The sequence below is a fragment of the Symbiobacterium sp. genome (assembly GCF_040797425.1).
In the GTDB taxonomy this organism is placed as follows: Bacteria; Bacillota; Sulfobacillia; order Symbiobacteriales; family Symbiobacteriaceae; genus Symbiobacterium.
In genome coordinates, this window is sequence record NZ_JBFNEH010000035.1 from 18432 (window position 1) to 42961 (window position 24530).

Sequence of the window (24530 nt, forward strand, 5' to 3'; positions counted from 1 at the left end):
TCCCGGGCCGGCGCAGGCGGCCGGGTTCGGAGCCAGCGTCTCCGCTGCCTCGGGCGGCAGCGACCGGGACGGGCCCGGACCGACAGGGATCGCGGCGGGCCCCGGCGAAATCGTCCATTGGAGGCTGCCCCCTGGAGTACCTGCGCACCAGGGTTCGCAGCCGCCCTCCGATCCGTGGTAGAATAGTCCAGGAGGATCTCCTGCCGAAAGGGGCCGTTGGTATGAGCGAGTCGTTTGTGTCCGAGCGTGACCACCTTCAGGGGTTGCACTGGCAGTGCTTCGGCTGCGGTCAGGAGAACCGCCTCGGGCTACGCCTGAACATCCGGCTGGTGGGCGACAAGACGGAGTGCACCTTCACCCCCATTCCCGAGTTTCAGGGGCCGCCCGGCATCACCCACAGCGGGGTCATCGCCGCGGTGCTCGACGAGGTGATGAGCCAGCTCATCTACGCGCAGCTGCAGCTGGCGGTGACCCGCAAGATTGAGGTTACGTACCGGCGCCCGCTGCGCGTGGGCCAGACCTACCACTTCACCGCATGGATCGTGAAGCAGAACACCCGCATCATCGCCGCCAAGGCCGAGGCCCGCGACGCGGAGGGCAACCAGGTTGCGCGCGCCCGGGGGATCTTCGCCCCCATGGACGAGGAGCGAGTGGCCAAGTTCCTCGATCAGGAGTAGCCGCAGACGGAGAGGGGCTGCCCCGGCGGAGCGAACGCTCCGGGGGGACAGCCCCTTCTTGATTTGGGTCAGCGGCCGTGTGCTCCGCCACCGCCGGCCTTCCACCGGCGCACCCGCGCACCGGTCACCTGTCCGCGCGGTGCTCGTCCCGGTTCAGGCCGTAGAAAAGCAGGGCGAAGCCGTCAGATTTGGCGGGGTCTTCGAACTCCAGGTGGGCCTCCTGGCGGAAGCCCAGCTTCTCCAGTACTCGCCGGGAGGCGGTGTTGCTCGCCAGGCAGTGGGCGGTGACCCGCTGCAGGTCGAGGCCGGTGAAAGCGAACCGGAGCACCTCCCGGGCCGCTTCGGTGGCGTAGCCCTTCCCCTGTGCAGCGGCGGTGACGGCGTAGCCCAGCTCGGCCCTGCCGGCCTCCCGGTTCACCCGGAGGGTCACCACGCCGACGAAGGCATCGGAATCGCCCGTGCGGATGGCGAAGCCGTACCGGGTGCCGGTCTCCCACCCGGCCTGCTGCTCGGCGATCCACGCGGCGGCGCCGCCGTCGCTCGCAAGGGGCAGGGTCATGTTGAGCATGCGGGCGCTGACGTCAGCATCGCTGGCCAGCGCCTGGACGTCTGCCGCATCGTCGGCCTCCAGCGGGCGGAGCCGGAGCCGCGGGGTGATCAGCTGGAACATGCGAATCGGACTCCCATCGTTGCAAAGGTTTACGACCGTAATGACGTGCGGAGGAACCCGAGAGTTCCGTGCAGGTACGGTGCGCGGACCTGCCAGCGTTTCTCTCCGCCATCTTCATTTTGGGGCTTCACAATCGCCGATGCACCTGATAAACTACACAACGTGACCCGGACCGCTAGCTCAATTGGTAGAGCATCCGACTCTTAATCGGCAGGTTGTAGGTTCGAGTCCTACGCGGTCCACCAGCTCCGGCCCCATCGTCTAGTGGCCTAGGACGGCGCCCTCTCACGGCGCAAACAGGGGTTCGAATCCCCTTGGGGTCACCATACAGCGGCAACCAAGACCGTCCCGGGTGGGCGGTCTTGCTTGCATTGTGTCCCCGGCTGGGCGGGCTGCCCGCACTGACGCGCCCGCCGTTGCGGTAGAATGTGATCATGGTTGTATTCTTATGTTTGAAGCACATCATCGCAGTGAATGGAGAATGCACGTGACTGCTCTGCTCGTCATCATCTACGCGGCGTTCATCAGCCTCGGTCTGCCGGATTCGCTGCTGGGCACCGCCTGGCCCACGCTGCACACCGAACTGGGGGTGCCGGTCTCGTGGGCAGGCGTCGTCTCCTTCATCGTGATCGGCGGGACCATCGTCTCCAGCTACCTCAGCAGCCGGGTCATCCGCCGCCTCGGCACCGGCCTCACCACGGTGGTGAGCGTGGCCATGACCGCTGCCGCCCTGTTGGGCATCGCGGTGGCCCCGGGCTTCTGGGCGATCCTTCTGTGGGCGATCCCCCTGGGCCTCGGCGCAGGCAGTGTCGACGCCGGGCTCAACAACTTCGTCGCCCTGCATTACCAGGCCAAGCACATGAACTGGCTGCACAGCTTCTGGGGCATCGGCGTGACCCTGAGTCCGCTCATCATGTCCTGGGCCCTGGCGCACGACGGCTGGCGTTTCGGCTACTCCACAGTCGGACTGATCCAGCTGGGCCTCGTGATCGTGCTCTTCGCCTCGCTGCCCCTGTGGAGGCGGGCGACGGGCCAGTCGGCGGCCGAAAGCGGCTTCAAAGTGCTTCCCCTGCGGGAGCTGCTGCGGCTTCCCGGGGCGAAGCCCGTGTTGGCGGCCTTCTTCTGCTACTGCGCCGTCGAGGGGACGGCGGGCCTCTGGGGCGGGACGTTCCTGGTGCTGGCGCGGGGCGTTGAGCCGGAGACGGCGGCCTCCTGGATCTCGCTCTACTACTTCGGCATCACCCTGGGGCGCCTGCTCTCGGGGTTCCTGGCCATGCGGATCTCCAACCGGAACCTGATCCGGCTCGGCGAGGCGCTCATCTGCGCCGGCGTGCTGCTCCTGCTGCTGCCTGCAGGGTGGGCGTTGCGCCTGGGTTTCATCATCATCGGCCTGGGCTGCGCGCCGATCTTCCCCGCCCTGCTGCACGACACACCGGTGCACTTCGGCGCCGACTTATCGCAGGCCATGATGGGCGTGCAGATGGCGTTCGCCTACGTGGGCGGCATGATCATGCCGCCGCTGTTCGGGTACATCGGGGAGCATCTCACCATGGGCCTGCTGCCGCTGTATCTCATCGCCCTGGCCGTGGTCATGGTCGTCGAGGTGGAGCGGACCGCCCGGGCGGTCGTGCCCCACGCGGTTCGCTGAGCCCTTGCACTGAGGCGACGGGGACGGTGCGGTTCTCCCATCGCCCCGCGTACCACGTGCGGGGGGGGGGGGGGGGAAGTCATCAAAGAGGTGAACCGGAAGATCAGGGTTCCCTCGCCCGTTGCCGACCATCCGTGAACCGAGCCGTAGGCCGCGGCACGGCTTGACACCCCCGCATGGTCATGCTATAGTAACGCACAAATCCGAACAGCGATGATCGGGGACAACACCACGCCCATCCCCTCCAGAGAGGGAGCGCCGCCGGCTGAAAGCGCCCCGGGGCCCTGTGCGTGGGAAACCACCCCGTAGCTGCCTGCCGAAGCCGTGCGGATAAGGCGGGAGGGGGCGCCCTGTACAGCGCACGCGAGCCCCGGTGCAGACAGCGCACCGGGAAGAAGGGTGGAACCACGGGAGCACTGGCCTCTCGTCCCTTGCGGGACGGGAGGCTGTTCCATTTTGCGCCAACCACGGAGAGAAAGGGGCTCATCACCAATGTCCAGCGTTGTGCACGTGACCCTGCCGGACGGCAGCGTGCGGGAGTTTCCGCAGGGCATCACCATCGCCGAGGCCGTGGCCCAGATCGGGCGGGGCCTCGCCAAGGCCGCACTGGCCGCCAAGGTAGACGACCGCCTGGTCGACCTCTCGGCCAGGCTGACGGAGGACTGCCAGCTGCGGATTCTCACCTTCGCCGACGAGGAGGGCCGCGAGGTCTTCCGCCACACCTCCACCCACATCATGGCCCAGGCGGTGAAACGCCTCTTCCCCGAGGCGAAGCTCACCGTCGGCCCGCCCCTGGAGAACTCCTTCTACTACGACTTCGACCTGCCCCGGCCGCTCACGCCTGAGGACCTGGAGCGGATCGAGGCCGAGATGGCCAAGATCGTCGCGGCCGACTACCCGATCGTCCGCCAGGAGGTCGACCGGGAGGAGGCCAAGCGCTTCTTCGCCGAGCGGGGCGAGGACTACAAGGTGCTGCTGGTCGACAAGATCCCGGAGGACGAGGTCGTCTCGATCTACACCCAGGGCGAGTTCACCGACCTCTGCGTCGGCCCGCACCTGCCCTCCACCGGCCGGGTGAAGGCGTTCAAGCTGCTCAGCGTGGCCGGCGCCTACTGGGAGGGCAACCAGGCCAACAAGCAGCTCCAGCGGGTCTACGGCACCTCCTTCGAATCGAAGAAAGACCTGGACCAGTACCTGTTCCAGCTCGAGGAGGCCAAGCGGCGCGACCACCGCAAGCTCGGGCCCGAGCTCGGCCTCTTCCGGTTCGAGGAGGTTGCCCCCGGCTTCGCCTACTGGCTGGACAAGGGCTACAAGATCTACCGGGAGCTGGAGAACTGGAGCCGCAGCCTGCAGGCCGAACTGGGCTACCAGGAGGTCCGGTGCCCGTGGATCGTCTCGTCCAAGCTCTACGAGACGTCCGGCCACTGGCAGCACTACCGGCAGAACATGTTCACCCTGAAGGCCGAGGACCAGGACTTCGCCATCAAGCCCATGAACTGCCCCAACCACTGCGTGCTCTACAGGAGCGAGCTGCGCTCCTACCGCGACCTGCCGCTGAAGGTGGCGGAGTACGGCCCGCTCTCCCGGTTTGAGGCCTCCGGCACGCTGCACGGCCTGCTGCGGGTGCGGGGCTTCCACCAGGACGACGCCCACCTGTTCGTGCGGCCGGATCAGATCGAGGAGATGATCCGGGAGGTTATCGGCCTGGTGGACACCATCTACGGCACGCTGGGCCTGCAGTACGAGATCAAGCTCTCCACCCGTCCGGAGGACTTCATGGGCGAGATCGAGCTGTGGGACCAGGCCGAGGCGGCGCTGGCCCGGGCTCTCGAGGGGATGGGGCGCAGCTACAAGCTGAACCCTGGCGACGGCGCCTTCTACGGGCCGAAGCTGGACTTCGACGTGACGGACGCCCTCGGCCGGAAGTGGCAGTGCGCCACGGTGCAGCTCGACTTCCAGATGCCCATCAAGTTCGACCTCACCTACATCGGCGAGGACGGCAAGGAGCACCGGCCGGTGATGATCCACCGGGCGATCATGGGCACCCTGGAGCGGTTCATCGGCATCCTCACCGAGCACTACGCCGGCAACTTCCCCGTCTGGATGGCGCCGGTGCAGGCTCGGGTGCTGCCGATCACCGACCGGCACCACGAGTATGCCGCTCAGGTGGTGGCCCGGCTCAAGGCCGCTGGCCTGCGGGTGGAGAACGACACCCGGAACGAGAAGATCGGCTACAAGATCCGCGAGGCCGAGGTGCAGAAGATCCCGTTCATCCTGGTGGTGGGTGACAAGGAGGCCCAGGCCGGAGCCGTGGCGGTGCGCCGCCGCGGCATGAAGGACCTCGGGCCCATGCCTCTCGAGGCGTTTATGGAACTGGTGCAGAGCGAGATCGCCAGCAAGGCGATGGACGACGCCTGCCTCAAGGCGGTCTCCGGCAAGGAGGACTAGAACCCGGTCGAGACAGTGGATGGGCCGGGCCACGTTCCCCCTGGCCCGGCCCCATCCGGGGGGAGAAGCGGCGGAGGAAGCAACCGATGCAGATCCAGGACATCTTCGGCGATCTGCCCAGCGTGGAGACGGAGCGGCTGGTCCTCAGGAAGGTCTCCCTGGACGACGTGGCCGACCAGTTCGCCTGGACGTCTGACCCGCTGGTGACCCAGTTCCTCACCTGGGGCCCCGAGCGGAGCCCGGCCGAGACCGAGCGCTCGATCCGCTACATCCTGAGCCTCTACGCGCAGGGCCAGGTGAGCCCCTGGGCGGTGGTGCTGAAGGAGACGGGCCGGCAGATCGGCTCGTGCGGCTTCAACTGGTGGTCGCCCGTGCACCGGCGGGCGGAGATTTCGTACATGCTCAACCGCCACTACTGGGGCCGGGGCTTCGCCACCGAGGCGGTGGCCGCCGTCATCCGCTTCGGGTTTGAGCGGATGGACCTGAACCGCATCGAGGCGCTGGTCAGCCCCGCCAACCTGGCGTCCCGTCGGGTGCTGGAGAAGGTCGGCATGCGGCCGGAGGGGATCCTGCGGGAAGCGATCAACGTGAAAGGCGTCTTCGCCGACCACATCATGTACTCGCTGCTCCGGCGGGAGTGGGCGCAGGCGCAGGTCGCCAGGCGCGAGGAGGTGTGAGCGATGGCCCCGTGGCCAGGTGTCATTCGGAAGTACCAACGGTTTCTACCCGTCAGCGAAGCGACCCCCGTGGTGACGCTGCTGGAGGGCAACACCCCCCTGGTGCCCGCCCCGCGGCTGGGCGCTGAACTGGGGCTCGATCTCTACCTGAAGTTCGAGGGGATGAACCCCACCGGCTCGTTCAAGGACCGGGGCATGACCCTGGCGATGTCCAAGGCGGTGGAGGCCGGGGCGAAGGCGGTGATCTGTGCCTCCACCGGCAACACCAGCGCTTCGGCGGCGGCCTACGCCGCACGGGCGGGACTGCCCTGTTTCGTCGTCATCCCCGACGGTGCGGTGGCCATGGGGAAGCTGGCTCAGGCCTTGATGTACGGCGCCCGGACGATCCAGATCGAGGGTAACTTCGATGACGGCCTCCGCCTGGTGCGCCGTCTGGCCGCGGAGCACCCCGAGATCGCCCTGGTCAACTCGGTCAACCCGTACCGGCTGCAGGGGCAGAAGACCGCGGCCTTCGAGGTGGTGGACGCCCTGGGCGGCTACCCCGACTTCCTGGCGATCCCGGTGGGAAACGCCGGGAACATCACCGCCTACTGGATGGGCTTCAAGGAATACGCCGCCGCCGGCATGGGTGCCGTCGAATCGTGCAGCTGCAGCGGGGCACCGGCCGGCGCGGTGCTGCCCCGGATGCTGGGCATCCAGGCCGCCGGGGCCGCGCCCCTGGTGAACGGCGGCGAGGTGGACGACCCCCGGACGGTGGGAACCGCCATCAAGATCGGCCGGCCGGCCAGCCGGCAGGGTGCGGTGAACGCCGTGCGGGAGTCCGGCGGGGCGTTCTGGTCCGTCACCGATGAGGAGATGCTGGCGGCCTACCGGCGGCTGGCGGCGACCGAGGGCGTCTTTGCCGAGCCGGCCTCCTGCGCCTCGGTCGCCGGGCTGATCAAGCTGGCTGCGAGCGGCTACTTCGAGGGGCGGGAGGACGCCCACGGTTTCGTGGAGGGCGCACCGGTGCCCGTGCCGAAGCACCGGCCGTTCACCGGCCGCGGGGGCCGTCCCCGGGTGGTGGCCGTGCTCACCGGCCACGGGCTGAAGGACCCCGACACGGCCATCCGGGTCTCGGCGGCGCCGGAGAAGCTGCCTGCCGACTACGGGCGGCTGGAGCGGCTGGTCCTCGGGGGCTGATTCGGCCATGGTCCGGGTGAGCGTGCCGGCGACCAGCGCCAACCTGGGCTCGGGCTTCGACACCCTGGGCGTGGCGCTGGAGCTCCGCAACGTAATCGAGATGGACGAGACCGGCGTGGACGACGTGGTGATCGAGGTGGAGGGCGCCGGGGCCGGAGCCCTCGAGAAGCCCGACCAGAACCTGGTCTTCCAGGCCGCCCGCCGGGTTTTCGAGCGGCTGGGCTACGAGCCCAACGGGCTCCTGATCCGGGAGCAGGTGGCGATTCCGGTGGCCCGGGGAATGGGCTCCTCCGCTGCGGCCATCGTCGGCGGGCTGGTGGCGGCCAACGCCCTGGTCGCCCAGCGCACCGGCCAACCGGGGCTCTCCCGGGAGGAGCTGCTCCGGATGGCGGTGGCCATCGAGGGCCATCCGGACAACGTGACGCCGGCCCTGGTGGGCGGTTTTACGGTCTGCTGCATGGACCCGGAGAGGGGGCCGCTCTACCTGCGCTTCGACCCGCCCCGCTTGCTGCGGGCGGTGGTGGTGATGCCCGAGGTGCAGATCAAGGGGAAAAAGACCGAGCAGTCCCGGGGGGTGCTGCCGGCCGAGGTGCCCATGCGGGACGCCGTCTACAACCTGAACCGGGCGGCGCTGCTGGTCGCGGCGCTGGCCCAGCGGCGCACCGACCTCCTGGATGTGGCCATGCAGGACCGGCTGCACCAGCCCTACCGGGCGGCCCTGGTGCCCGGGATGCGCTCCGTCTTCGAGGCTGCCCGGGCGGCGGGAGCCCTGGGCGTGGCTCTCTCCGGGGCCGGGCCCAGCGTCATCGCCTTCGTGGCCGAGTCCGCCGAGCCGGTGGCTCTGGCGATGGAGGCCGCCTTCCAGTGGGCGGGCAGTGACGCCCGCTCGCTGATCGTGGACCTGGCCCGGGACGGGGCCCGGGTGCTTTCCGGGCCGGGGCGGGAGCACGAGCTGCTGGACCGGGCGCCGTACTGGGGTTGAGGCGGCGGCAGGCTGCCGGTGCCCCGGGGTGCGGCAGGCTCCGGCGGGGTGGTGCGCTGACCGGCAGCCGGGCCGGCTTCTACTACCAGGTGTGAAGATGGCTTCAGGCGATCCTGCCCCAGTTGGGTCCGCGCGGACCCTGCTGCGGCAGGGTCGTCTGCGTTGTGGAGGGAGGGCGGCGACGGGCTGGAGGGCCTTCCGCTCGAGGAGCAGCTGCTCGACCTGGCGGCCTTCCTGAGCAAGGAAGCCGGCTACTTCGCAGCCCGGGCGCAGGCGTACTTCCACCTCGTCCGGGGCCGGCCGTGGGGCGGTTCCACGCTGCCGGAAGCGCTGCTGAAGGAGATGCGGCGGAGCCTGGCCTACTTCCTCGGGCACGTCATCATGGCCGTCAAGTACCTCGAGGCGGACGTGCTGGAGGAGTTCGTGGCGTGGAGCGAGGAGTTGGGCGGTGACCCTGCCCGAGGTGCCGTATCAGCCGCTGCCGGGGTATCCGCCTTATCCGAAGGTCACTCGCCGGGCATGATGCCGCTGGGCCAGCGGGATGGAACGGGCCGCAGGTGGACCGGCCGGGGTGAGACGGGTCTACACTTGGTGCACGACCAAAGCAAGAGTTCGTCTCAACTTACCAGAAAGGCTCGGATGAAATGCAGGCCCAATGCTTGAAGCATCAAGGGTCGTAACCCGTCCTCCACGTGGCCGGAAAGGCTCGGCGGCAACTCCGAGTACGATGGTTGAAGCATCAAGGGTAACGAAATGAGCCACGGCCGATGTGGTGCGTGGTTCAAATCGTTACCGTTCGGCCCGGGTGGAGGGTTGTTGCGGCACTTGACGATGACTGGGAGGAGGGCCCCGGACGGCCTAACCTGTTCCCCACGTGGCCGGAAAGGCTCGGCGGCAACTCCGAGTACGATGGTGGAAGCATCAAGGGTAACGACATGAGCCACGACCGATGTGGCGCGTGGCTCATTTCGTTACCGATGGGCCGGGAGTGAGGGCGAGCGGGTCGGACCACGTGATCGCCACGGCGACACTACCGCCTCCCCCGCCACCTGAGCCGCCGCCACAGGTAGGTGCGCCAGCCGAACTGGTCCAGCAGCACCTCCTTGGCCCGCCGCCAGAAGGCGCGGGCCCGCTTCGCGTCGGCGGCGAGCACGGGCCGGCCGGGCGGGCCGTAGCGGGCGGCGCTGTAGTCGGCGGCGGCCCGGACGGCGACCTCTCCCAGCGGCGGCAGCGCCGTGGCCAGGGTGCGGGCGTACTCCGCGGGCGTCTGATCGGGCCGGCGCGCCAGACCGAACCGGCCCAGCAGGTCGCCGGTTTTCTCCCAGGCCTCCTGCACCACCGAGCGGGCGTCCCGGTAGCGGAAGCGCTCCTGCGCCTGGAGGGCCAGGGCTGCGGCCAGGGCGAGGAGAACCGGCGGCGCGAGGACTGCCGCGTATCGAGGCCACCTGCGCCACCGGTCTGCGGGCGCAGCGGCCGTGCCGCCGCCGGAGTCCGGCAGGTCGCCCGTCTGCGGCGACTCCTCGGCCTGCGGCGACGCCGGGGTGGGGATCAGCGCCGGCTCCGCCGTCTCCACCGGCTCTTCTTCCATTGGCTCCTCATTCCCGATGAGGGTCAGCGGGGCGCTGCGGGCGATCACCGGCAGGTCCGCCCGCGGGGTGGGGTCGAAGGTCACCCAGCCGTAGCCGGGGAAGTAGGCTTCCACCCAGGCGTGGGCCTGGGTATTGCGGACCTCGTAGACGTATCGGCCCCGCGCATCGAGGGTGAACGGGGTCGAGGCCGGGATGGCGTAGCCCTCCACGAACCGGGCCGGGATGCCCAGCTCCCGCAGCATGACCACCATGGCAGAGGCGTGGTAGACGCAGTAGCCCTGCTGCGCGCTGAAGAGGAAGAAGTCCACGAAGTCCCGGTCCGCGGGCGTGGGCGGCGGGGTGAGCGTGTAGGGAATCTGGCGCAGGAAGGACTCGATGGCCACCGCCTGGTCGAAGGGGTGCGCCTCGCCCTCCGTCACGCTTCGGGCCAGGTCCCCGATCCGGCGGGGCAGGTCTTCGGGGAGTTGCAGGTAGCGGGCCATGCCCAGCCCCGGCACACCATCGGTGGCCCGGATCTGGTCGCTGCTGTACTGCGGAACCCGGGCGGAGACGGTGTATGTCGCACCCCGGACGATGGGCTGCAGGGCCTCGAGGTTGGCCTCGACGTCGGCCGTGTACCCGCTGAGGCCGTCCACCCGGGTGGTCTCCAGCACGTGGAAGATGGTGCGGCCGAAGTTGAGGACCGGCGTTACCTCCACCGTCAGGCTTCGCCAGCGTGTCTCGGGCCCCATCAGGGAGGGTAGCAGGCTGTCGTCGCTCAGGGTGAAGGACAGGGAATCGCCGGGCTCCCAGGTGGAGCCCGTATAGGTGGGGAGGATGGCCCCGCGCAGGTAGAGCGTCCCGGTCAGGGGGCCGCTCACCGCCACCCGGAGGGCCACCCGGTCGTCCGGCCGCACCGCACCGCCCAGCCGCCCCAGGTCCGGCGCAAAGCCGGTAGCGGCCAGCGAGAAGCTGCTGAAGCTCTCCACTCCGCCGCCCCGGAACTGGCGCAGGGCGGGCACCGCATCCTGGATCCGCTGCCCCAGTTCGCCCAGGCTCACCGGCGCGAAATGGCTGGGCAGCAGGGTCGCCACCAAGGCCACCGCAGGCATCCCGACCAGCGCCGGAGCCAGCCCGGGGCGGCGCTCCCCGTGCCGGCCCTCCGACCGCCATCGGGCGTCCCGCACGGCCGCCTGCCCCACCGCCCAGAGCATCAGCGCCAGAACCAGGTAGGCCTGGAAGTAGATCAGCGACGGCTGGTAGTACCAGCCCCACTGGGTGCCGAACAGGAGGAGACCGAGGCCGATGGTCCAGAACGCGCGCCCCCGGCCCAGGGTCTCCGCGGCGATCAGCAGGCCGGCGCCGACCCCGGCGAGGACGACGAGGACGAACCCCAATTCGTAGTCGAAACTGGCGGCGAGGTTCCCGGCCGCGAGCTCGGCCAGCAGCGCCCTCCCCTCGGCTGTCACGTGGGCCAGCCACCAGCGCCAGATCGGGTCCCGCCGGACCAGGTAGGCGGAGGCCGCCGCGGCAACGGCCGTGCAGACAAGCCAGGTCCGCCGGCTGCGCCACCAGAGCCAGCCGTAGAGTGCGCTGAAGCCGGCCAGGAGCAGGATCCACGACCCCGGCAGCGGGACGCGCCAGAAGCTGGCCAGCGAGTGGACCGCCAGGGTGACCAGGAGGAGCGTGAAGAGCACGACGGTCAGCTGATAGCCCGCGGATGGACGCGCGGCGGCCACGGCGACACCCCCTCCCCGGTGTGAACCCGCAGGGCGGCGAGCCGGCTGAGGTCGGCCCCGGCCGGCACCACGTATACCGGCACCCGGCTGAGGGCGAGCATGTCCACCAGCCGGGCCGCTGTCGCACCCACCGTGGCGTCCGGATCTGCCGTGCTCCCCGGGTTGCCGTCCGCCGGGGTGAGCCGGCCCGCGAAGGTGGCCGCATCCAGGAGGACGAGCATCACGCGGTGGCTCGACCGCAGGCGCAGGAGCAGGTGGGCGAGCCGCTGGTTCAGCCGGGGGGTGATCACCACCACCGTGGCCCGGTGAGCCAGGTGTGCTGCCTCGGCCTCCACCAGCTGATCGACCGGCACGTTGCCGACGGCCTCCACCTGGGCCAGCACCTCCATGATCTCACGGAAGGTGCGGTCGCTGCCGCCGGGGCTCACCGCGAAGCGCTCCTGACCCACGCAGAAGAGGCCGGCCTCCATCTTGCGGCGCAGAGCCAGGGCGGCGAGCGAGGCGGCGATCTCCACCGCAGTCTCCGCCGTTTCGGCGCCGCCGGACGCGGTGCCGTCTACGTGAACGCTGCGGTGCAGGTCGAGGAAAAGCACCAGCTGTGTGGTGGCGCTCAGCCCGTACTGGCGGGTCATCAGGGTGCCGGTGCGCGCCGTGGTGGGCCAGTGGATGTGACGCGGGTTGTCGCCCGGCACATAGCGGCGGATCTCGGCGTGATCGGAAGGATCCTCGAAGGCCCGGTCGCGGGTGCGCACCGGGCCGAAGGGCAGGGCCAGCAGGAGGGACAGGTCGTCGAGGGGATGCACCCGGGGGTAGATCGTGACGGGCGCCTCCGAACGGACCTGGATCTCCCGCACAAAGAGCCCCAGCGGGTCGCCGGTCCGGACGCGGATGGGGCCCACGGGGCAGCGCCCCCGCCGGCGGGCGGTGAACTGCACCGTCGCCTGGCGGCGGCTCCGGGGTGGCAGGGCGGTGCCCATGCGGGGCCGGTCGCTGGCCATGAGGCGCGGCGGGGTCTCGTCGTCGACCTCGAGCCAGGGCACGGGCAGCCAGCTCCAGTTCTCCAGGCGCAGCGCTGCCGCGATGGTCTCGCCCACCTGGACCTGGTGCCGGTCGACGGTGAGCAGCCCGGCGACCCGACGGGAGGCGTACAGGGTGGCGAGCCAGGAGCCGATCCAGACCATCCCGGTGGTGTAGAGCAGGAAGTACGGCAGCTCGCCGCCGCCCAGTCGGGCGACGGCGAAGGCGACCAGGATCAGCGCCGGCAGCCGCCAGTCACGCCTGCCGTGCCGCATGGCTCTTCACCCCCGTCGGGACCGGTACCTGGGTGAGCACCTCGGCGATCAGCTCCTCCGCCCCGGTCCCGCGCACCTGCGCCTCGGGCCGAAGGATCACCCGGTGTGCCAGGACCAGCGGGGCCATCTCCTTCACATCGTCGGGGGTGACGTACTCCCGGCCGCGGATCAGCGCGATGGCCTGGCTCGTGCGATACAGGGCGATGGAGCCACGGGGCGAGGCGCCCAGGTAAGCGTCGCGGTGTTCGCGGGTGGCCTGGACGAGGCGCACCACGTACTCCAGCACGGCCTCGTCCACATGAACGCTGCGCGCCGCCTGCTGCAGCCGGAGCACCTCGTCGGCCGTGAGCACCTGCTCCAGCTCCTCCAGCGGCGGCTGCTTCGCCCGCTCCACCACGAGCATCTCTTCGCGGAGGGTGGGGTACCCCAGGCGCAGCTTCAGCAGGAAGCGGTCCAGCTGCGCCTCGGGCAGGGGGAAGGTGCCCTCGTACTCGATGGGGTTCTGCGTGGCCAGCACCAGGAACGGTCGGGGCAGGCGCCGGGTGACGCCGTCGATGGTCACCTGCCCTTCCTCCATGCACTCCAGCAGCGCAGACTGAGTCTTGGGCGAGGTGCGGTTGATCTCGTCGGCCAGCACGATCTGGCTCATGATGGGCCCGGGCCGGAACTCGAACTCGCCGGTCTTCTGGTTGTAGACGGAGACGCCCGTCACGTCGGAAGGGAGCAGGTCGGGGGTGAACTGGATGCGGCGGAAGTCGCAGCCGAGGGAGCGGGCCAGGCTGCGCACCAGGGTGGTCTTGCCCACCCCCGGCACGTCCTCGATGAGCACGTGGCCCTGGCAGAGCAGGGCGGCCAGCACGTACTGAATCTCCCGCTGCTTGCCGACCACGGCGCGCTCGATGTTCTGCATCACCCGGGTCAGGGCTTCGTGAATGCGCAAGTCCGTGCCACACCTCCGGCAGCGTCCATGGGCCGGCCCGGGGCCGGCCGCGGGGCTGGATAAAATCACCTATCTTCTGAGACGGCGGAAAAGACAAATATGTTCTGCGGAATCCCCCGGTTTCCACCGGGGTGGGAGCCGCACGGCTTATGCTATACTTACCTTCAGAGTCCGCAGAATGGGGTGCTTTCCGGTGCGTGAGGGGCTGACAGTGAGATTCCTGCCGGTCCTCCTCGTCCTCGTTCTGCTCGCCGGCTGCGGCGGCGTGCGCGAGGAGACGGCGGCCCCAGGGTTGGAGGTGAAGCCGCAGCCGGGTTACCTGGCCGCCAGCATCAAGGGGACCGACGTGCTGACCGGCGAGCGGATTTCCACGGCCGACCTGAAGGGGCAGCCGGTGTTCCTGAACTTCTGGGCCACCTGGTGCCCGCCGTGCCAGGAAGAGATGCCAGCGATGGAGGCGTTCCACCAGGAGCTGGGCGACGAGGTGCGCGTGGTGGCGGTGAGCGGCGACTCCCTCGACACGCGGGAGAAGATGGCCGCCTTCGCCGAGAAGTTCGGGCTCACCTTCCGCGTCGTGCACGACGGGGGCCAGGCCGCCGTCGACTACCAGGTGGCGGGCTTCCCGACCTCGTTCTTCATCGACGCCGACGGTGTGATCCGGGTGCGCCACGCCGGGCCGCTGACCCTGGAGCAGATGAAGGAGTACGCACAGCAGGTCTCGAACACAGCAGAAAAATAGTCCGCGGCAAGGGGTAAGCCTACTCGAATGACCCGTCTGAGGGAGTTCTTCCGCAGCGTCGCCCGCGACCGGCGCTGGTGGTGGGCGCTGTTCTGGATCAACCTGCTTGGCTCGCTCTACGGTTTCTACTGGTACTGGCCGCAGCTCGCGCAAACGCCTCGCAGCCGCTGGTTCATCGTGCCCGACAGCCCCGGGGCCACCTTCCTGTTTACCATCTGGCTGGGCCTGATGCTGGCCGGGCTCGACTGGCGCAGGCCGGCGATGCAGCTCCTGGCCGCGGTGGCCTTCGTCTCGAACATGAAGTACGGTCTGTGGACGGCCACCGTGCTGCCAGAGGCCGGCATCAAGTATGGGTGGGAGTTCCAGTTCGTCCACCTCACCCTGTCGCATCTGGGCATGTGGGCCCAGGGGCTGATCTTCGCCCGCCACTACCGCCCGGCCTGGCCGGCGGCCGGCCTGGCCCTGGCCTGGATGCTGGTGCAGGACGTGGTGGACTACCGCATCTGGATGACGCACCCGACCCTGCCGTACCGGTCGGAGTTTGCGTTTGCGCGCGGCATGGCCGTGGCCCTCTCGCTCATCTGGGGGACGTTCCTGCTGGTGCAGGGGCTGTGGGAGCGGAAGGGCCAGGGCGGGGTGAGGAAGGAGGTCGTCACCGATGTCTGAGAAGCGGCCGGGGGAGCGTGTGCCGCTGGTGCGCGACAGGCAGGGCATCCTCGACAGGCTGAAGAAGATCGAGGGCCAGGTCCGCGGCCTGCAGCGGATGGTGGAGGAGGACCGCTACTGCGTCGACATCCTTAACCAGGTGGCCGCCGTGGAGGCGGCCCTCAACAAGGTGAGCCTGATGCTGTTGGAGGGCCACGCCAAAGGCTGCATGGCGGCCGCGGTGCGGCGCGGCGAGGGTGACGAGGCAGTGGAAGAGCTGATGCAGGTGCTGGGGCGTTTCCTCCGATGAGTGGGAGACCGGCGCGTTCCCGCACCCGGGCGGAACGACTCGGGCGGCTGGTGATCACGGCGATCTTCGCGCTGCCGCTGCTGGCCGATTCCGCGGCCCAGGCCCTGGGCTACGAACTCTTCTGCCTGGCCGACCCGAAGCTGCAGGCGGTGTGGGGCTCCCTGCTGCAACTGGTCGGCGGCTGGCCACTCTACGCCGATGCGCTCGCCGAGGCGCGGCAGCGCCGGGTTGGGCGGCCGGCGCTGATCAGCTTACTCTCCACGGTGCTTTACGGCGCCGGGCTTTACGGGTCGGTGCGGAGCGTGCCGGCGAGGGGCCACTTCCTGGCGGCCGGCGGGCTTCTCCTGCTGGGCCATCTGCTCGAGTACCGCGCCGGCCGGGGCGCCTCCGCCTCACCGCAGTGGTAGGCAATCGAACACAGGAAGGGCCGTGGGCACCGCCCACGGCCCTCAGCGCGCCCGCAGGATGGCCGAATGTAGGAAGGATCAGATGCCGAACCAGCCCGGGTACGCGGCGATGGCAGGGATTCCCGCCGTCGTCGGGTAGGCGGATGGCACCGTGGCCACGGTGGTGACGGGCACCGCGTACTCGTAGACCCGATAGACTGTCGCGTTCGCGGCCGGGTACCAGGCCGAGCCGGGCGCGATGAACAGGTCGTCTGCACCGGCCTGGGCGCCGATGAACGGGGAGAAGGCGGTTCCGAATCCACCAAAGTTCATCCGCTGCGCTCTCCTTTCGACTCGTGACCTCGGCAAGCTCCTCCTGAGGGGGCTTGCTCTCAGCCTATGAGCGATCGCGGCCGGGGGTGAATGGTTTGATGGCTATTGCTTCCAGGGCGGACCAGGTGACCGGGAAGCCGCCCGGCCATCCGGCGGCCATCAGCCGCACCGCCGCGGCCTGCAGCGCCGCGACCTCTGCGTCGGTCAGGTCGCCCGACCACGTGGGGGCGATCACCGACATGAGCTGCACAAAGGAAACCGGTTCGGTCACCAGGTGGCGCTGGATGTGGTTTTCAAATCGCAGCACGGCGAGCCCGGCCGCCTCCATGAGGGACGCCACCTCCTCCGGCGTGGGCAACTCCGGCACCGGTGCGGCGCGCTCGGGCCCCAGGATGGCGCGGATCACGGCGTCGATCAGCAGGAACCACTCCCGGAAGCCCGGGGCCGTGGCGGCGATCAGGACCAGGTAGCCCCCCGGCTTCAGGACGCGGGCCATCTGCCGCATCGTCCCGGGCCGGTCCTGGAACCAGTGGAAGACCGAGTTGCAGATGACCAGGTCGAAGGTGGCGTCCGGGAACGGCAGGCGTTCGGCGTCGCCCAGGATGATCCGGGCCGGAGCGCCCAGCCGGCGGGCCTTGGCGGTGGCCACCGCCACCATGCCCGGCGAGATGTCGATGCCCACCAGGAGGCCGGTGGGTGCGAAGCGGCGGGCCGCTTCCAGCAGGTTGAGCCCGGTGCCGCAGCCCACGTCGAGGATGTTGGGCCGCGGCCCGAGGCGCACAAAGGGCAGGAGCCGGCGAATGGCCGCGAGGTACCCGAAGCCGGCCAGGCCGTCGTAGAGAGCGGACGTCCGCGAGTACCCCCGGGCCAGCCGATCCTTCACGCCTTCCACACCACTCTACCTCCCGGCCCCAGCATATTCAGGGGGCGCGCGTTCTTCCCCTGGGACCGTTTCGGCACCGGCCCCATAGGATGGCCTGAACCAGGCCAAACGCGTGCTGAGAGGTGGTATGTCGATGCGATACGGTCTCATCGTTGCCCCGCCCTTCCTGCCGCCCGGCGGGATGAGGCTGCCCGGGCCCCCGCCGCCCATGCCGCCGATGCCGGTCCCGCCGCCCCGGCCGCCGGCCGCACCCCAGGCCCTGCCCACCGCAGCGGCACAGCCGGCTCTGGCCCAGTCCGGCCAGTCCGGCGCGGGGGAGGCGCAGCCTGCGGGCGCGCAGGGCGCCGCGGCAGGGCAGGCGCTGGGGCTGACGGAGTCGCAGGGATGGGGCGCGCCCGGCCCCCAGGGGACGCCCTCCGGGGCGGTGCCCGGGCTGCCGGTGGCAGGGCCCGGTCCGCAGGCGGTTCCGGTGATGGCCCCGCTCGCGGGGCCGGCGCCTTCGCCCGGGTTGACCGGGCCCCGTGTCGTCCCGGTGGCGGCACCCGGAGCGCAGGGGCTTCCGGGCGCGATGCCCGGCCTCCCGCTCGGGTTGCCCGGCCTGCAGGCGGTTCCGGTCATGGCTCCGGCCGGTCCCCAGGCGCTGCCAGCGGCGACTGCTCCGCAGGGGATCCCGTCAGTGGGGTCGGTCGGGCCGCAGGCGGTCCCTGGGGCAGCGCCCGCTGCGCCGATGGCTCCGTCGATGGCCCCTGCCGGCGGACCGGTGCCGCCGGCCGGGGTGCCCGGCACCCGGGTCGTGCCGCCGGCGGTTCCTGCAACCCTGGGCCTTGGGGGGATGGCGCAGGGGTTCCCCGCCATCCCGGTGGGCGCTTTCGGAGGGCTCCCGGGGGCGCCGTGGCCGGCCGCACCTGACCCGGACGACGCGGCGGATGAGGGGGTTTCCTCCCAGAGCACGATGGCGGCCGCCAGGAACGGCGGGCCCTTCTGGGCGCAGCAGCAGGCCCTGGCGCAGCAACTCCTCGCCCAGCAGGCGGTGCAGCAGCAGGCCGCCCTGGCCGCCATGCTCCCCGGCCTCGCCGCACAGGTGGTGGGGACGGCCCCGTCCGAACCGGTCGCAGCTCTCCCGACTGCCTCCGGTACGGCTGCCTCGGAGGCGAGGCGGGAGCGCAGGGTACGTGCAGGTACTTACTCCACCAGGGGGCTGCAAGGCGGCTACTCCACCCGCGGTTAGCCCCCGGGAGACGCCCGGCCCGGGCGCGCCGTCGGAGGCGCCCCGGGCCGGCGCCGCGCCCGGGCCGGAGGGTTTCCGCCCGGAGCGTGCAGGATATTTGCATCTTCGAAACGTCAATGATACTTCCACACAGGGTAAAGAGTTGGTACTATAGTGCATGAGGGCAATCAGACATAGTCCTGACATGCACTGACTATCCTCCACTATGCTCATTCTGTGATCATGTTCACGATCTTGACCGGCGCGGACAGCCCACCGTGTCCGGTCAGGTGTTCCATTTCGCATAGCGGAGGGTACAGGCTCTCCTGACCCCCGAACCATGCGGGGTCCTCTCCAGCAGGCTGCCTGCGCCCTCCCGGCGGCGGCGATGGCCGCAAGAACGATGGAGGTGCTGTTGTGGCGAAGTTCACCAAGCTGACCCCGCCCGCGGGTGAGAAGATCACCATGCAGAACGGCCGGCTGGTCGTTCCAGACAACCCCATCATCCCTTTCATCGAGGGTGACGGTACCGGCCCCGACATCTGGGCGGCCGCCCAGCCCGTGATCGACGCCGCGGTGGAAAAGGCGTATGGCGGCAAGCGGAAGATCTCCTGGTTCGAGGTCTATGCCGGTGAGAAGTGCCTGAACAAGTTCGGCGAGTGGCTGATCGACGACACCCTGGAGGCCATCCGCGAGTACCGCATCGCCATCAAGGGTCCGCTGACGACGCCGGTGGGCGGCGGCATCCGCTCGCTGAACGTGACCCTGCGGCAGATGCTCGACCTGTACGCCTGCGTCCGTCCGGTGCGCTGGTTCCCCGGCGTTCCCAGCCCGGTGAAGGAGCCGCAGAAGACCAACGTGGTCATCTTCCGGGAGAACACCGAGGACATCTACGCGGGCATTGAGTGGAAGGCCGGCACCCCCGAGGCGCGCAAGATGCAGCAGCTGCTCACGGAGGAGATGGGGGTCCGCATCCCCAACGCCGACCGCAGCGACCTGGTGGGCATCGGCGTCAAGCCGGTGACGGAGTTCGGCTCCAAGCGGCTGGTCCGGGCCGCCATCCAGTACGCCATCGACAACAAGCGCAGGTCCGTGACGCTGGTGCACAAGGGCAACATCCAGAAGTTCACCGAGGGCGCCTTCCGCGACTGGGGGTACCAGGTGGCCCTGGAGGAGTTCCGCCCCTACGTCATCACGGAGGAAGAGCTCTGGTCTGACGAGTACAAGGGCAAGATGCCGGAGGGCAAGATCCTGATTCGCGACCGCATCGCAGACATCAGCTTCCAGCAGCTGCTCATGCGGCCCGAGGAGTGGGACGTGATCGCCACCCTCAACCTGAACGGCGACTACCTCTCCGACCACGTGGCCGCCATCGTGGGCGGCATCGGCATCGCGCCCGGCGCCAACATCTCCTACAGCGACGGCTACGGCCTGTTCGAGGCGACCCACGGCACCGCCCCGAAGTACGCCGGCCTCGACAAGGTGAACCCGGGCTCGGTGATCCTCTCGGGCGAGATGATGCTCCGGCACATGGGCTGGCAAGAGGCGGCCGACCTGATCATCAAGGGTCTCAGCGCCACCATCGCCCAGAAGACCGTCACGTACGACTTCGCCCGCCTCATGGAGGGCGCGACCGAAGTGAAGTGCTCCGAGTTCGGGCGGCTCATCATCGAGAACATGTAGACTGACGGGATTTTGGGAAGGAGCATGAGTCACTGATGAGACGGAACAAGATCGCAATTATCGGATCGGGCTTCACCGGGCAGGGAACCGCCCTGTTTGCCGCGGCCCGCGACCTGGGCGACATCGTGCTGGTCGACCTGCCGGCCCGGGAGAACTACGCCAAGGGCGTGGCCCTCGACATCATGGAGGCGATGCCCGTCTACGGCAGCGACACCCACCTCGTGGGCACCGCCGACTACGAGCAGATCCGGGGCGCCGACGTGGTGGTCATCACCGCCGGCGTTCCCCGCAAGCCCGGCATGAGCCGGGAAGACCTGGTCAACACCAACGCGACGATCGTGAAGGACGTGGCCGAGAAGGTGGCCAAGTACGCCCCTGACTCGGTGATCATCGTCCTCACCAACCCCGTCGACTCGATGACCTACGTGGCCCTGAAGGCCTCGGGCTTCCCCAAGAACCGGGTCATCGGCCAGTCCGGCGTGCTGGATACCGCCCGCTATCGCACCTTCCTGGCAGAGGCCATCGGCTGCTCCTTCCAGGACGTGGTGGGCTGCGTGCTGGGCGGCCACGGCGACGACATGGTCCCGCTGGTCCGCTACACCTCCGCCGGCGGCATCCCGGTGGAGAAGCTGCTGCCGAAGGAGACCATCGACGCCATCGTGGAGCGGACCCGCAAGGGCGGCGGCGAGATCGTCAACCTCATGGGCACCTCCGCCGGCTACGCCCCCGGCATGTCCCTGGTGGAGATGATCGAGGCGATCCTGAAGGACCGCAAGCGCATCCTGCCGTCCATCGCCTACCTGGAGGGCGAGTACGGCTACCACGACATGTGCATGGGCGTCATGACGGTCCTCGGCGGCAATGGCCTCGAGCGGGTGATCGAGCTGGATCTCACCCCCGAGGAGAAGGCTGCCCTGGACAAGAGCGCGGCCGGCGTGAAGAAGCTCGTCGAGATGCTGAAGGCGGGCATTCTGGCCCAGTAGCGCCGCCGCAGCAAGGCAGCCAGATCAGACACGGGGGAGGGGGATAAGCGTGTCGCAGCTCAAGACTGCACTGGCCCGGAAGATCGAGGAGCATCGCCCCCGCACGCAGCGGCTCCTCAAAGAGTTCGGCCACGTGGTGATCGACAAGGTGACCATCGAGCAGGCGATCCGCGGTGCGCGGGACGTCCGCTGCCTGGTCACGGACATCTCCTACCTGGACCCGTATGAGGGGATCCGGTTCCGGGGGAAGACCATCCCCGAGACCTTCAACGACCTGCCCAAGCCGCCGGGCGGGGAGTACCCGACCGTGGAGGCGTTCTGGTACTTCCTGCTCACCGGCGAGGTGCCCACGCAGGAGCAGGTGGACGAGGTCATCGCGGAGTGGAAGCAGCGCCGCGTCGTGCCCGACTACGTCTACGACGTGATCCGGGCCTTGCCGAAGGACAGCCACCCGATGGTGATGCTCTCCGCGGGCGTGCTGGCGATGCAGCGGGAATCGGAGTTCGCCAAGTACTACCACTCCGGGAAGTTCAACAAGAACCAGGCCTGGGAGTACATGTACGAAGACGCCAGCAACCTGGTCGCCCGCATCCCGATGATCGCGGCGTTTATCTACCGCTATAAGTACAAGAACGATGTGCATATTGCCCCCGACAAGGACCTGGACATGGGGGCCAACTTCGCCCACATGATGGGCGTGCCGAAACCGTACGACGACGTCTCCCGTATGTACTTCATCCTGCACTCCGACCACGAGTCGGGCAACGTTTCCGCCCACACCGGCCACCTGGTGGCCTCGGCGCTGTCGGACGCCTACTACGCCTACTCGGCGGCGCTGAACGGCCTCGCCGGCCCGCTGCACGGCCTGGCCAACCAGGAGGTCCTTCGCTGGATCATGGACTTCCAGAAGAAGCTGGGCGAGGGCGTAGAGCCCACTCCGGAGCGGGTGCGGGAGGCGCTGTGGGAGACGCTGAACGCCGGCCAGGTCATCCCCGGTTACGGCCACGGCGTGCTGCGCAAGACCGACCCGCGCTACACCGCCCAGCGGGAGTTCTGCCTGAAGCACATGCCGGACGACCCGCTGTTCAAGCTGGTCAGCATGATCTACGAGGTGGCCCCGGGCGTCCTGATGGAGCACGGCAAGGCCAAGAACCCGTGGCCCAACGTGGATGCGCAGTCCGGCGTGATCCAGTGGCACTACGGCGTGCGGGAGTGGGACTTCTACACCGTCCTCTTCGGCGTCGGCCGTGCCCTGGGCGTGATGGCCAACATCGTGTGGGACCGGGCGCTGGGCTACCCCATCGAGCGGCCCAAGTCGGTCACCACCGCCATGCTGGAGGAATGGGCGGCCGCAGGCGGGCGGGAGTAGCGCCTCGTCTGTGCCGCAAGACGGAACACTGTCCCGTGGGTCCGGGGAGCGCCTGGCGGCGGCGCTCCCCGGACTTCGCTTTCTGGGCGTCTGCACCGTTCTCCGCAGGCGCGCGGCGCGGCGCCGCGAAGCGCAGTGCGGAGCGAGCACGCCCCGTCCGCCGAGGAGCCTTCCGCTGCTCACGCGGCCGGGGCGCCGAGCCCCGCTGCCCCGGGGCGCAAGGCGTACACAGCACGAGCCCTCCCCCGCGGCGCATTCCCCCTGGCACCACGGACAGGCCGTGCGAATAGGATTCGGAGAGCGGCCCCCACGGCATCGAACTTTTGCCGTGCGGGGTACGTGTTAGAAAGAGAGACCCGGGTGGGCTGCTCAGCCGGGAGGTGTGGCGATGCCAAGCGTGGTGCGGAGGTGGGTGGGCGCGGTCCTCGTGATCGCCGCGCTGCTGGTCGGCCGGCAGGCGGGGGCCCAGCAAACGGCGTCCGTGCCGTACAGCCAGTTCGTGCGCGACGTCCAGACCCGGCAGGTGGTGAGCGTCCGCATCACGGGGGACGAGCTGGAAGCAGTGTACCGGGACGGCACCCGCGCCGCGGTGACTCTGCCTCCCGGCGACGTACGGTTGCAGTCCCTGCTCCTGCAGTACGGTGTGCAGGTGGAGTACTCGCAGCCGGCGGACCCGACCCTGCTGCGCACCCTGGTTCGGCTGGCACCGCCGCTGCTGGCGCTGGGCGCCATCCTCTGGCTGAGCCGGCGGGAGATGGGCCGGGGCGGCGGGATCCTCTTCGTGGAGCGCAGCCCCGCCCGGCTCTACCACCCCGGTGGCGACGCCGTGACGATGCGGGACGTGGCCGGCCTGGACGAAGTAAAGGCGGAGCTGCAGGAGGTGGTCGACTTCCTGCGGGAGCCGGAGCGCTACGCCGTGCTGGGGGCCCGCATCCCCCGGGGAATCCTGCTCTCGGGACCGCCGGGAACGGGCAAGACGCTCCTGGCCCGGGCGGTGGCGGGGGAGGCGGGCGTCGCCTTCCTCTCCGCCTCCGGTTCCGACTTCGTGGAGCTCTTCGCCGGCACCGGCGCGGCCCGGGTGCGGGCGCTCTTCGAGCGGGCGCGGAAGCTGGCCCCCTGCATCGTCTTCATCGATGAGATCGACGCCCTCGCCCGGCGCCGGGGTGTGATCCCCGGCGGCGGGGCCGAAGAGCGGGAGCAGACGCTCAACCAGCTGCTGGTGGAGATGGACGGCTTCCACACCACCGACGGGGTCATCGTCATGGCGGCCACCAACCGACCGGACGTGCTGGACCCCGCCATCCTCCGCCCCGGGCGCTTCGACCGGCAGCTCACCGTCGATCCGCCCGACCGGAAGGGGCGGGAGGCGATCCTGGCGGTGCACGCCCGGAGCAAACCGCTCAGCCCCTCCGTCGCCCTGGCCGAGCTGGCCCGGCTCACCCCCGGCTTCACGGGGGCGGACCTGGCCAATCTGCTGAACGAGGCGGCGTTGCTGGCCGTGCGGGAGGGACGCCGGGAGATTGGGTGGGAGCAGGTCACCCGGGCCCTGGAGCGGGTGGCATCGGGCGGCCCGACGCGGCGCGTGGGTTACTCCCGGGCCGACCGGCTGCGGGTGGCCTACCACGAGGCCGGCCACGCGTTGGCGGGCATCTGCCTTCGGGGCCCCGGCCAGCTGGTGCGGGTGACGGTGCTGCCCCACGGCCGCTCCTACGGCCACACCCTCTTCCGGGACGCCGAGGAGGAGCGCCACCTGCACACCCGGCAGGATGCCATGGACCGGCTGACCGAACTTCTGGCCGGCCGGGCCGCGGAGGAACTGATCCTCGGCGAGCCCCAGGCCGGCGCAGCCGATGACCTGGAGCGTGCCACCGAACTGGCCCGGCTGATGGTGACCCGCTGGGGCATGCACCCCGACATCGGGCCGCTGCGGGTGGGCCAGGCCGAGCAGGAGCCCGGGGAGGAGAGCCTGCGCGCGGCCGACCGGGCGATGCGGTCGCTGATGGACGAAGCCCTGGCGCGGGCCCGGGGACTGCTGGCCGCCCGCCGGCAGGCGCTGGAGCGCGTGGCGGCGGCGCTCCTGGAGCAGGAGCGGCTGGAGGGCCCGGCCGTGGAGGCGTTGGTGTGAGTAAAGTTTTCGTGGGTAGGCCACAACATTTCTGCTGAAAAAAGCAG

General features: G+C 69.7%; 22 protein-coding genes and 2 tRNA genes. 18 read left to right on the forward strand and 6 right to left on the reverse strand.

Annotated elements, in window-relative coordinates; translation table 11 throughout:
* Positions 1–221: 221 nt before the first annotated feature.
* Positions 222–677: a PaaI family thioesterase gene (locus tag AB2385_RS11685; protein WP_367655180.1), complete on the forward strand. Its 456-nt coding sequence runs from the start codon at positions 222–224 to the stop codon at positions 675–677.
* Positions 678–801: 124 nt separating this feature from the next.
* Here the strand turns inward: AB2385_RS11685 and AB2385_RS11690 are convergent, their stop codons facing one another.
* A complete protein-coding gene (locus tag AB2385_RS11690) occupies positions 802–1347 on the reverse strand; it encodes a GNAT family N-acetyltransferase (protein WP_367655181.1) in 546 nt (181 codons plus the stop codon).
* A gap of 169 nt (positions 1348–1516) precedes the next feature.
* Here AB2385_RS11690 and AB2385_RS11695 point away from each other — a divergent pair.
* The 8 genes from AB2385_RS11695 to AB2385_RS11730 all read left to right on the forward strand — a co-directional run bounded on the left by AB2385_RS11695 (position 1517) and on the right by AB2385_RS11730 (position 8944).
* A tRNA-Lys gene (locus tag AB2385_RS11695) sits at positions 1517–1592 on the forward strand.
* A 5-nt stretch (positions 1593–1597) separates the two neighbouring features.
* Positions 1598–1673: transfer RNA gene (locus tag AB2385_RS11700), tRNA-Glu, on the forward strand.
* Between the two features lie 155 nt (positions 1674–1828).
* Positions 1829–2995: a sugar MFS transporter gene (locus tag AB2385_RS11705; protein WP_367655182.1), complete on the forward strand. Its 1167-nt coding sequence runs from the start codon at positions 1829–1831 to the stop codon at positions 2993–2995.
* Between the two features lie 492 nt (positions 2996–3487).
* A complete protein-coding gene (thrS, locus tag AB2385_RS11710) occupies positions 3488–5443 on the forward strand; it encodes a threonine--tRNA ligase (RefSeq protein ID WP_367655183.1) in 1956 nt (651 codons plus the stop codon).
* A gap of 86 nt (positions 5444–5529) precedes the next feature.
* A complete protein-coding gene (locus tag AB2385_RS11715) occupies positions 5530–6120 on the forward strand; it encodes a GNAT family N-acetyltransferase (RefSeq protein ID WP_367655184.1) in 591 nt (196 codons plus the stop codon).
* Positions 6121–6123: 3 nt separating this feature from the next.
* Positions 6124–7299 (forward strand): threonine synthase, encoded by a 1176-nt coding sequence (gene thrC / locus AB2385_RS11720; protein ID WP_367655185.1) that lies wholly within the window; start codon positions 6124–6126, stop codon positions 7297–7299.
* A 7-nt stretch (positions 7300–7306) separates the two neighbouring features.
* Positions 7307–8281, forward strand: a complete 975-nt coding sequence (thrB, locus tag AB2385_RS11725; RefSeq protein WP_367655186.1) for a homoserine kinase — start codon at positions 7307–7309, stop codon at positions 8279–8281.
* Between the two features lie 162 nt (positions 8282–8443).
* Complete coding sequence (locus AB2385_RS11730) at positions 8444–8944, forward strand: hypothetical protein (protein ID WP_367655187.1); 501 nt, start codon at positions 8444–8446, stop codon at positions 8942–8944.
* A 367-nt stretch (positions 8945–9311) separates the two neighbouring features.
* On the opposite strand, the gene AB2385_RS11735 is transcribed toward AB2385_RS11730, so the two are convergent.
* The 3 genes from AB2385_RS11735 to AB2385_RS11745 are packed head-to-tail and all read right to left on the reverse strand — an operon-like array spanning position 9312 to position 13820.
* Entirely contained in the window at positions 9312–11588 is a 2277-nt protein-coding gene (locus AB2385_RS11735) for a DUF3488 and DUF4129 domain-containing transglutaminase family protein (RefSeq protein WP_367655188.1), read from the reverse strand.
* The gene (locus AB2385_RS11740; RefSeq protein WP_367655189.1) at positions 11552–12880 is read right to left on the reverse strand and encodes a DUF58 domain-containing protein; all 1329 of its coding nucleotides are present in this window, start codon (positions 12878–12880) and stop codon (positions 11552–11554) included. The genes AB2385_RS11735 and AB2385_RS11740 overlap by 37 nt, the downstream gene beginning before the upstream one ends.
* A complete protein-coding gene (locus tag AB2385_RS11745; RefSeq protein WP_367655190.1) occupies positions 12861–13820 on the reverse strand; it encodes an AAA family ATPase in 960 nt (319 codons plus the stop codon). The genes AB2385_RS11740 and AB2385_RS11745 overlap by 20 nt, the downstream gene beginning before the upstream one ends.
* 211 nt (positions 13821–14031) lie before the next feature.
* Here AB2385_RS11745 and AB2385_RS11750 point away from each other — a divergent pair, with 211 nt between their 5' ends.
* Genes AB2385_RS11750 through AB2385_RS11765 form a run of 4 tightly spaced genes read left to right on the forward strand, consistent with a single transcriptional unit; the run spans position 14032 to position 15921 of the window.
* Positions 14032–14559 (forward strand): TlpA family protein disulfide reductase, encoded by a 528-nt coding sequence (locus AB2385_RS11750; protein WP_367655191.1) that lies wholly within the window; start codon positions 14032–14034, stop codon positions 14557–14559.
* 27 nt (positions 14560–14586) lie between these two features.
* Positions 14587–15225 carry a DUF1405 domain-containing protein gene (locus AB2385_RS11755; protein ID WP_367655192.1) on the forward strand — a complete coding sequence of 213 codons (639 nt, stop codon included), beginning with the start codon at positions 14587–14589 and terminating at the stop codon, positions 15223–15225.
* Positions 15218–15514: a metal-sensitive transcriptional regulator gene (locus tag AB2385_RS11760; protein WP_367655193.1), complete on the forward strand. Its 297-nt coding sequence runs from the start codon at positions 15218–15220 to the stop codon at positions 15512–15514. The genes AB2385_RS11755 and AB2385_RS11760 overlap by 8 nt, the downstream gene beginning before the upstream one ends.
* Entirely contained in the window at positions 15511–15921 is a 411-nt protein-coding gene (locus tag AB2385_RS11765; RefSeq protein ID WP_367655194.1) for a hypothetical protein, read from the forward strand. The genes AB2385_RS11760 and AB2385_RS11765 overlap by 4 nt, the downstream gene beginning before the upstream one ends.
* 78 nt (positions 15922–15999) lie before the next feature.
* Here the strand turns inward: AB2385_RS11765 and AB2385_RS11770 are convergent, their stop codons facing one another.
* Together AB2385_RS11770 and AB2385_RS11775 are read right to left on the reverse strand one after the other, a co-directional pair.
* A complete protein-coding gene (locus tag AB2385_RS11770) occupies positions 16000–16233 on the reverse strand; it encodes a hypothetical protein (protein WP_367655195.1) in 234 nt (77 codons plus the stop codon).
* A gap of 64 nt (positions 16234–16297) precedes the next feature.
* Positions 16298–17125: a class I SAM-dependent methyltransferase gene (locus AB2385_RS11775; RefSeq protein ID WP_367655196.1), complete on the reverse strand. Its 828-nt coding sequence runs from the start codon at positions 17123–17125 to the stop codon at positions 16298–16300.
* A 124-nt stretch (positions 17126–17249) separates the two neighbouring features.
* Between AB2385_RS11775 and AB2385_RS11780 the strand changes: the two genes are divergently transcribed.
* The 5 genes from AB2385_RS11780 to ftsH all read left to right on the forward strand — a co-directional run bounded on the left by AB2385_RS11780 (position 17250) and on the right by ftsH (position 24483).
* The gene (locus tag AB2385_RS11780) at positions 17250–18344 is read left to right on the forward strand and encodes a hypothetical protein (RefSeq protein WP_367655197.1); all 1095 of its coding nucleotides are present in this window, start codon (positions 17250–17252) and stop codon (positions 18342–18344) included.
* A 396-nt stretch (positions 18345–18740) separates the two neighbouring features.
* Positions 18741–20006: an isocitrate dehydrogenase (NADP(+)) gene (gene icd / locus AB2385_RS11785; protein ID WP_367655198.1), complete on the forward strand. Its 1266-nt coding sequence runs from the start codon at positions 18741–18743 to the stop codon at positions 20004–20006.
* 35 nt (positions 20007–20041) lie between these two features.
* Positions 20042–20989, forward strand: coding sequence for a malate dehydrogenase (gene mdh / locus AB2385_RS11790; protein ID WP_367655199.1), 948 nt, complete (start codon positions 20042–20044; stop codon positions 20987–20989).
* Positions 20990–21038: 49 nt separating this feature from the next.
* Positions 21039–22358, forward strand: a complete 1320-nt coding sequence (locus AB2385_RS11795; protein ID WP_367655200.1) for a citrate (Si)-synthase — start codon at positions 21039–21041, stop codon at positions 22356–22358.
* Positions 22359–22746: 388 nt separating this feature from the next.
* Positions 22747–24483 (forward strand): ATP-dependent zinc metalloprotease FtsH, encoded by a 1737-nt coding sequence (gene ftsH, locus AB2385_RS11800; RefSeq protein ID WP_367655201.1) that lies wholly within the window; start codon positions 22747–22749, stop codon positions 24481–24483.
* Positions 24484–24530 lie beyond the last annotated feature (47 nt).

Coding starts and splice junctions, on each gene's coding strand:
- ftsH (WP_367655201.1), top strand. CDS start 22,747: ATGCCAAGCGTGGTGCGGAGGTGGGTGGGCGCGGTCCTCGTGATCGCC.
- AB2385_RS11685 (WP_367655180.1), top strand. CDS start 222: ATGAGCGAGTCGTTTGTGTCCGAGCGTGACCACCTTCAGGGGTTGCAC.
- AB2385_RS11780 (WP_367655197.1), top strand. CDS start 17,250: ATGCGATACGGTCTCATCGTTGCCCCGCCCTTCCTGCCGCCCGGCGGG.
- AB2385_RS11770 (WP_367655195.1), bottom strand. CDS start 16,233: ATGAACTTTGGTGGATTCGGAACCGCCTTCTCCCCGTTCATCGGCGCC.
- AB2385_RS11765 (WP_367655194.1), top strand. CDS start 15,511: ATGAGTGGGAGACCGGCGCGTTCCCGCACCCGGGCGGAACGACTCGGG.
- mdh (WP_367655199.1), top strand. CDS start 20,042: ATGAGACGGAACAAGATCGCAATTATCGGATCGGGCTTCACCGGGCAG.
- thrB (WP_367655186.1), top strand. CDS start 7,307: ATGGTCCGGGTGAGCGTGCCGGCGACCAGCGCCAACCTGGGCTCGGGC.
- AB2385_RS11755 (WP_367655192.1), top strand. CDS start 14,587: ATGACCCGTCTGAGGGAGTTCTTCCGCAGCGTCGCCCGCGACCGGCGC.
- AB2385_RS11760 (WP_367655193.1), top strand. CDS start 15,218: ATGTCTGAGAAGCGGCCGGGGGAGCGTGTGCCGCTGGTGCGCGACAGG.
- AB2385_RS11690 (WP_367655181.1), bottom strand. CDS start 1,347: ATGTTCCAGCTGATCACCCCGCGGCTCCGGCTCCGCCCGCTGGAGGCC.
- AB2385_RS11715 (WP_367655184.1), top strand. CDS start 5,530: ATGCAGATCCAGGACATCTTCGGCGATCTGCCCAGCGTGGAGACGGAG.
- thrC (WP_367655185.1), top strand. CDS start 6,124: ATGGCCCCGTGGCCAGGTGTCATTCGGAAGTACCAACGGTTTCTACCC.
- AB2385_RS11705 (WP_367655182.1), top strand. CDS start 1,829: ATGCACGTGACTGCTCTGCTCGTCATCATCTACGCGGCGTTCATCAGC.
- AB2385_RS11740 (WP_367655189.1), bottom strand. CDS start 12,880: ATGCGGCACGGCAGGCGTGACTGGCGGCTGCCGGCGCTGATCCTGGTC.
- thrS (WP_367655183.1), top strand. CDS start 3,488: ATGTCCAGCGTTGTGCACGTGACCCTGCCGGACGGCAGCGTGCGGGAG.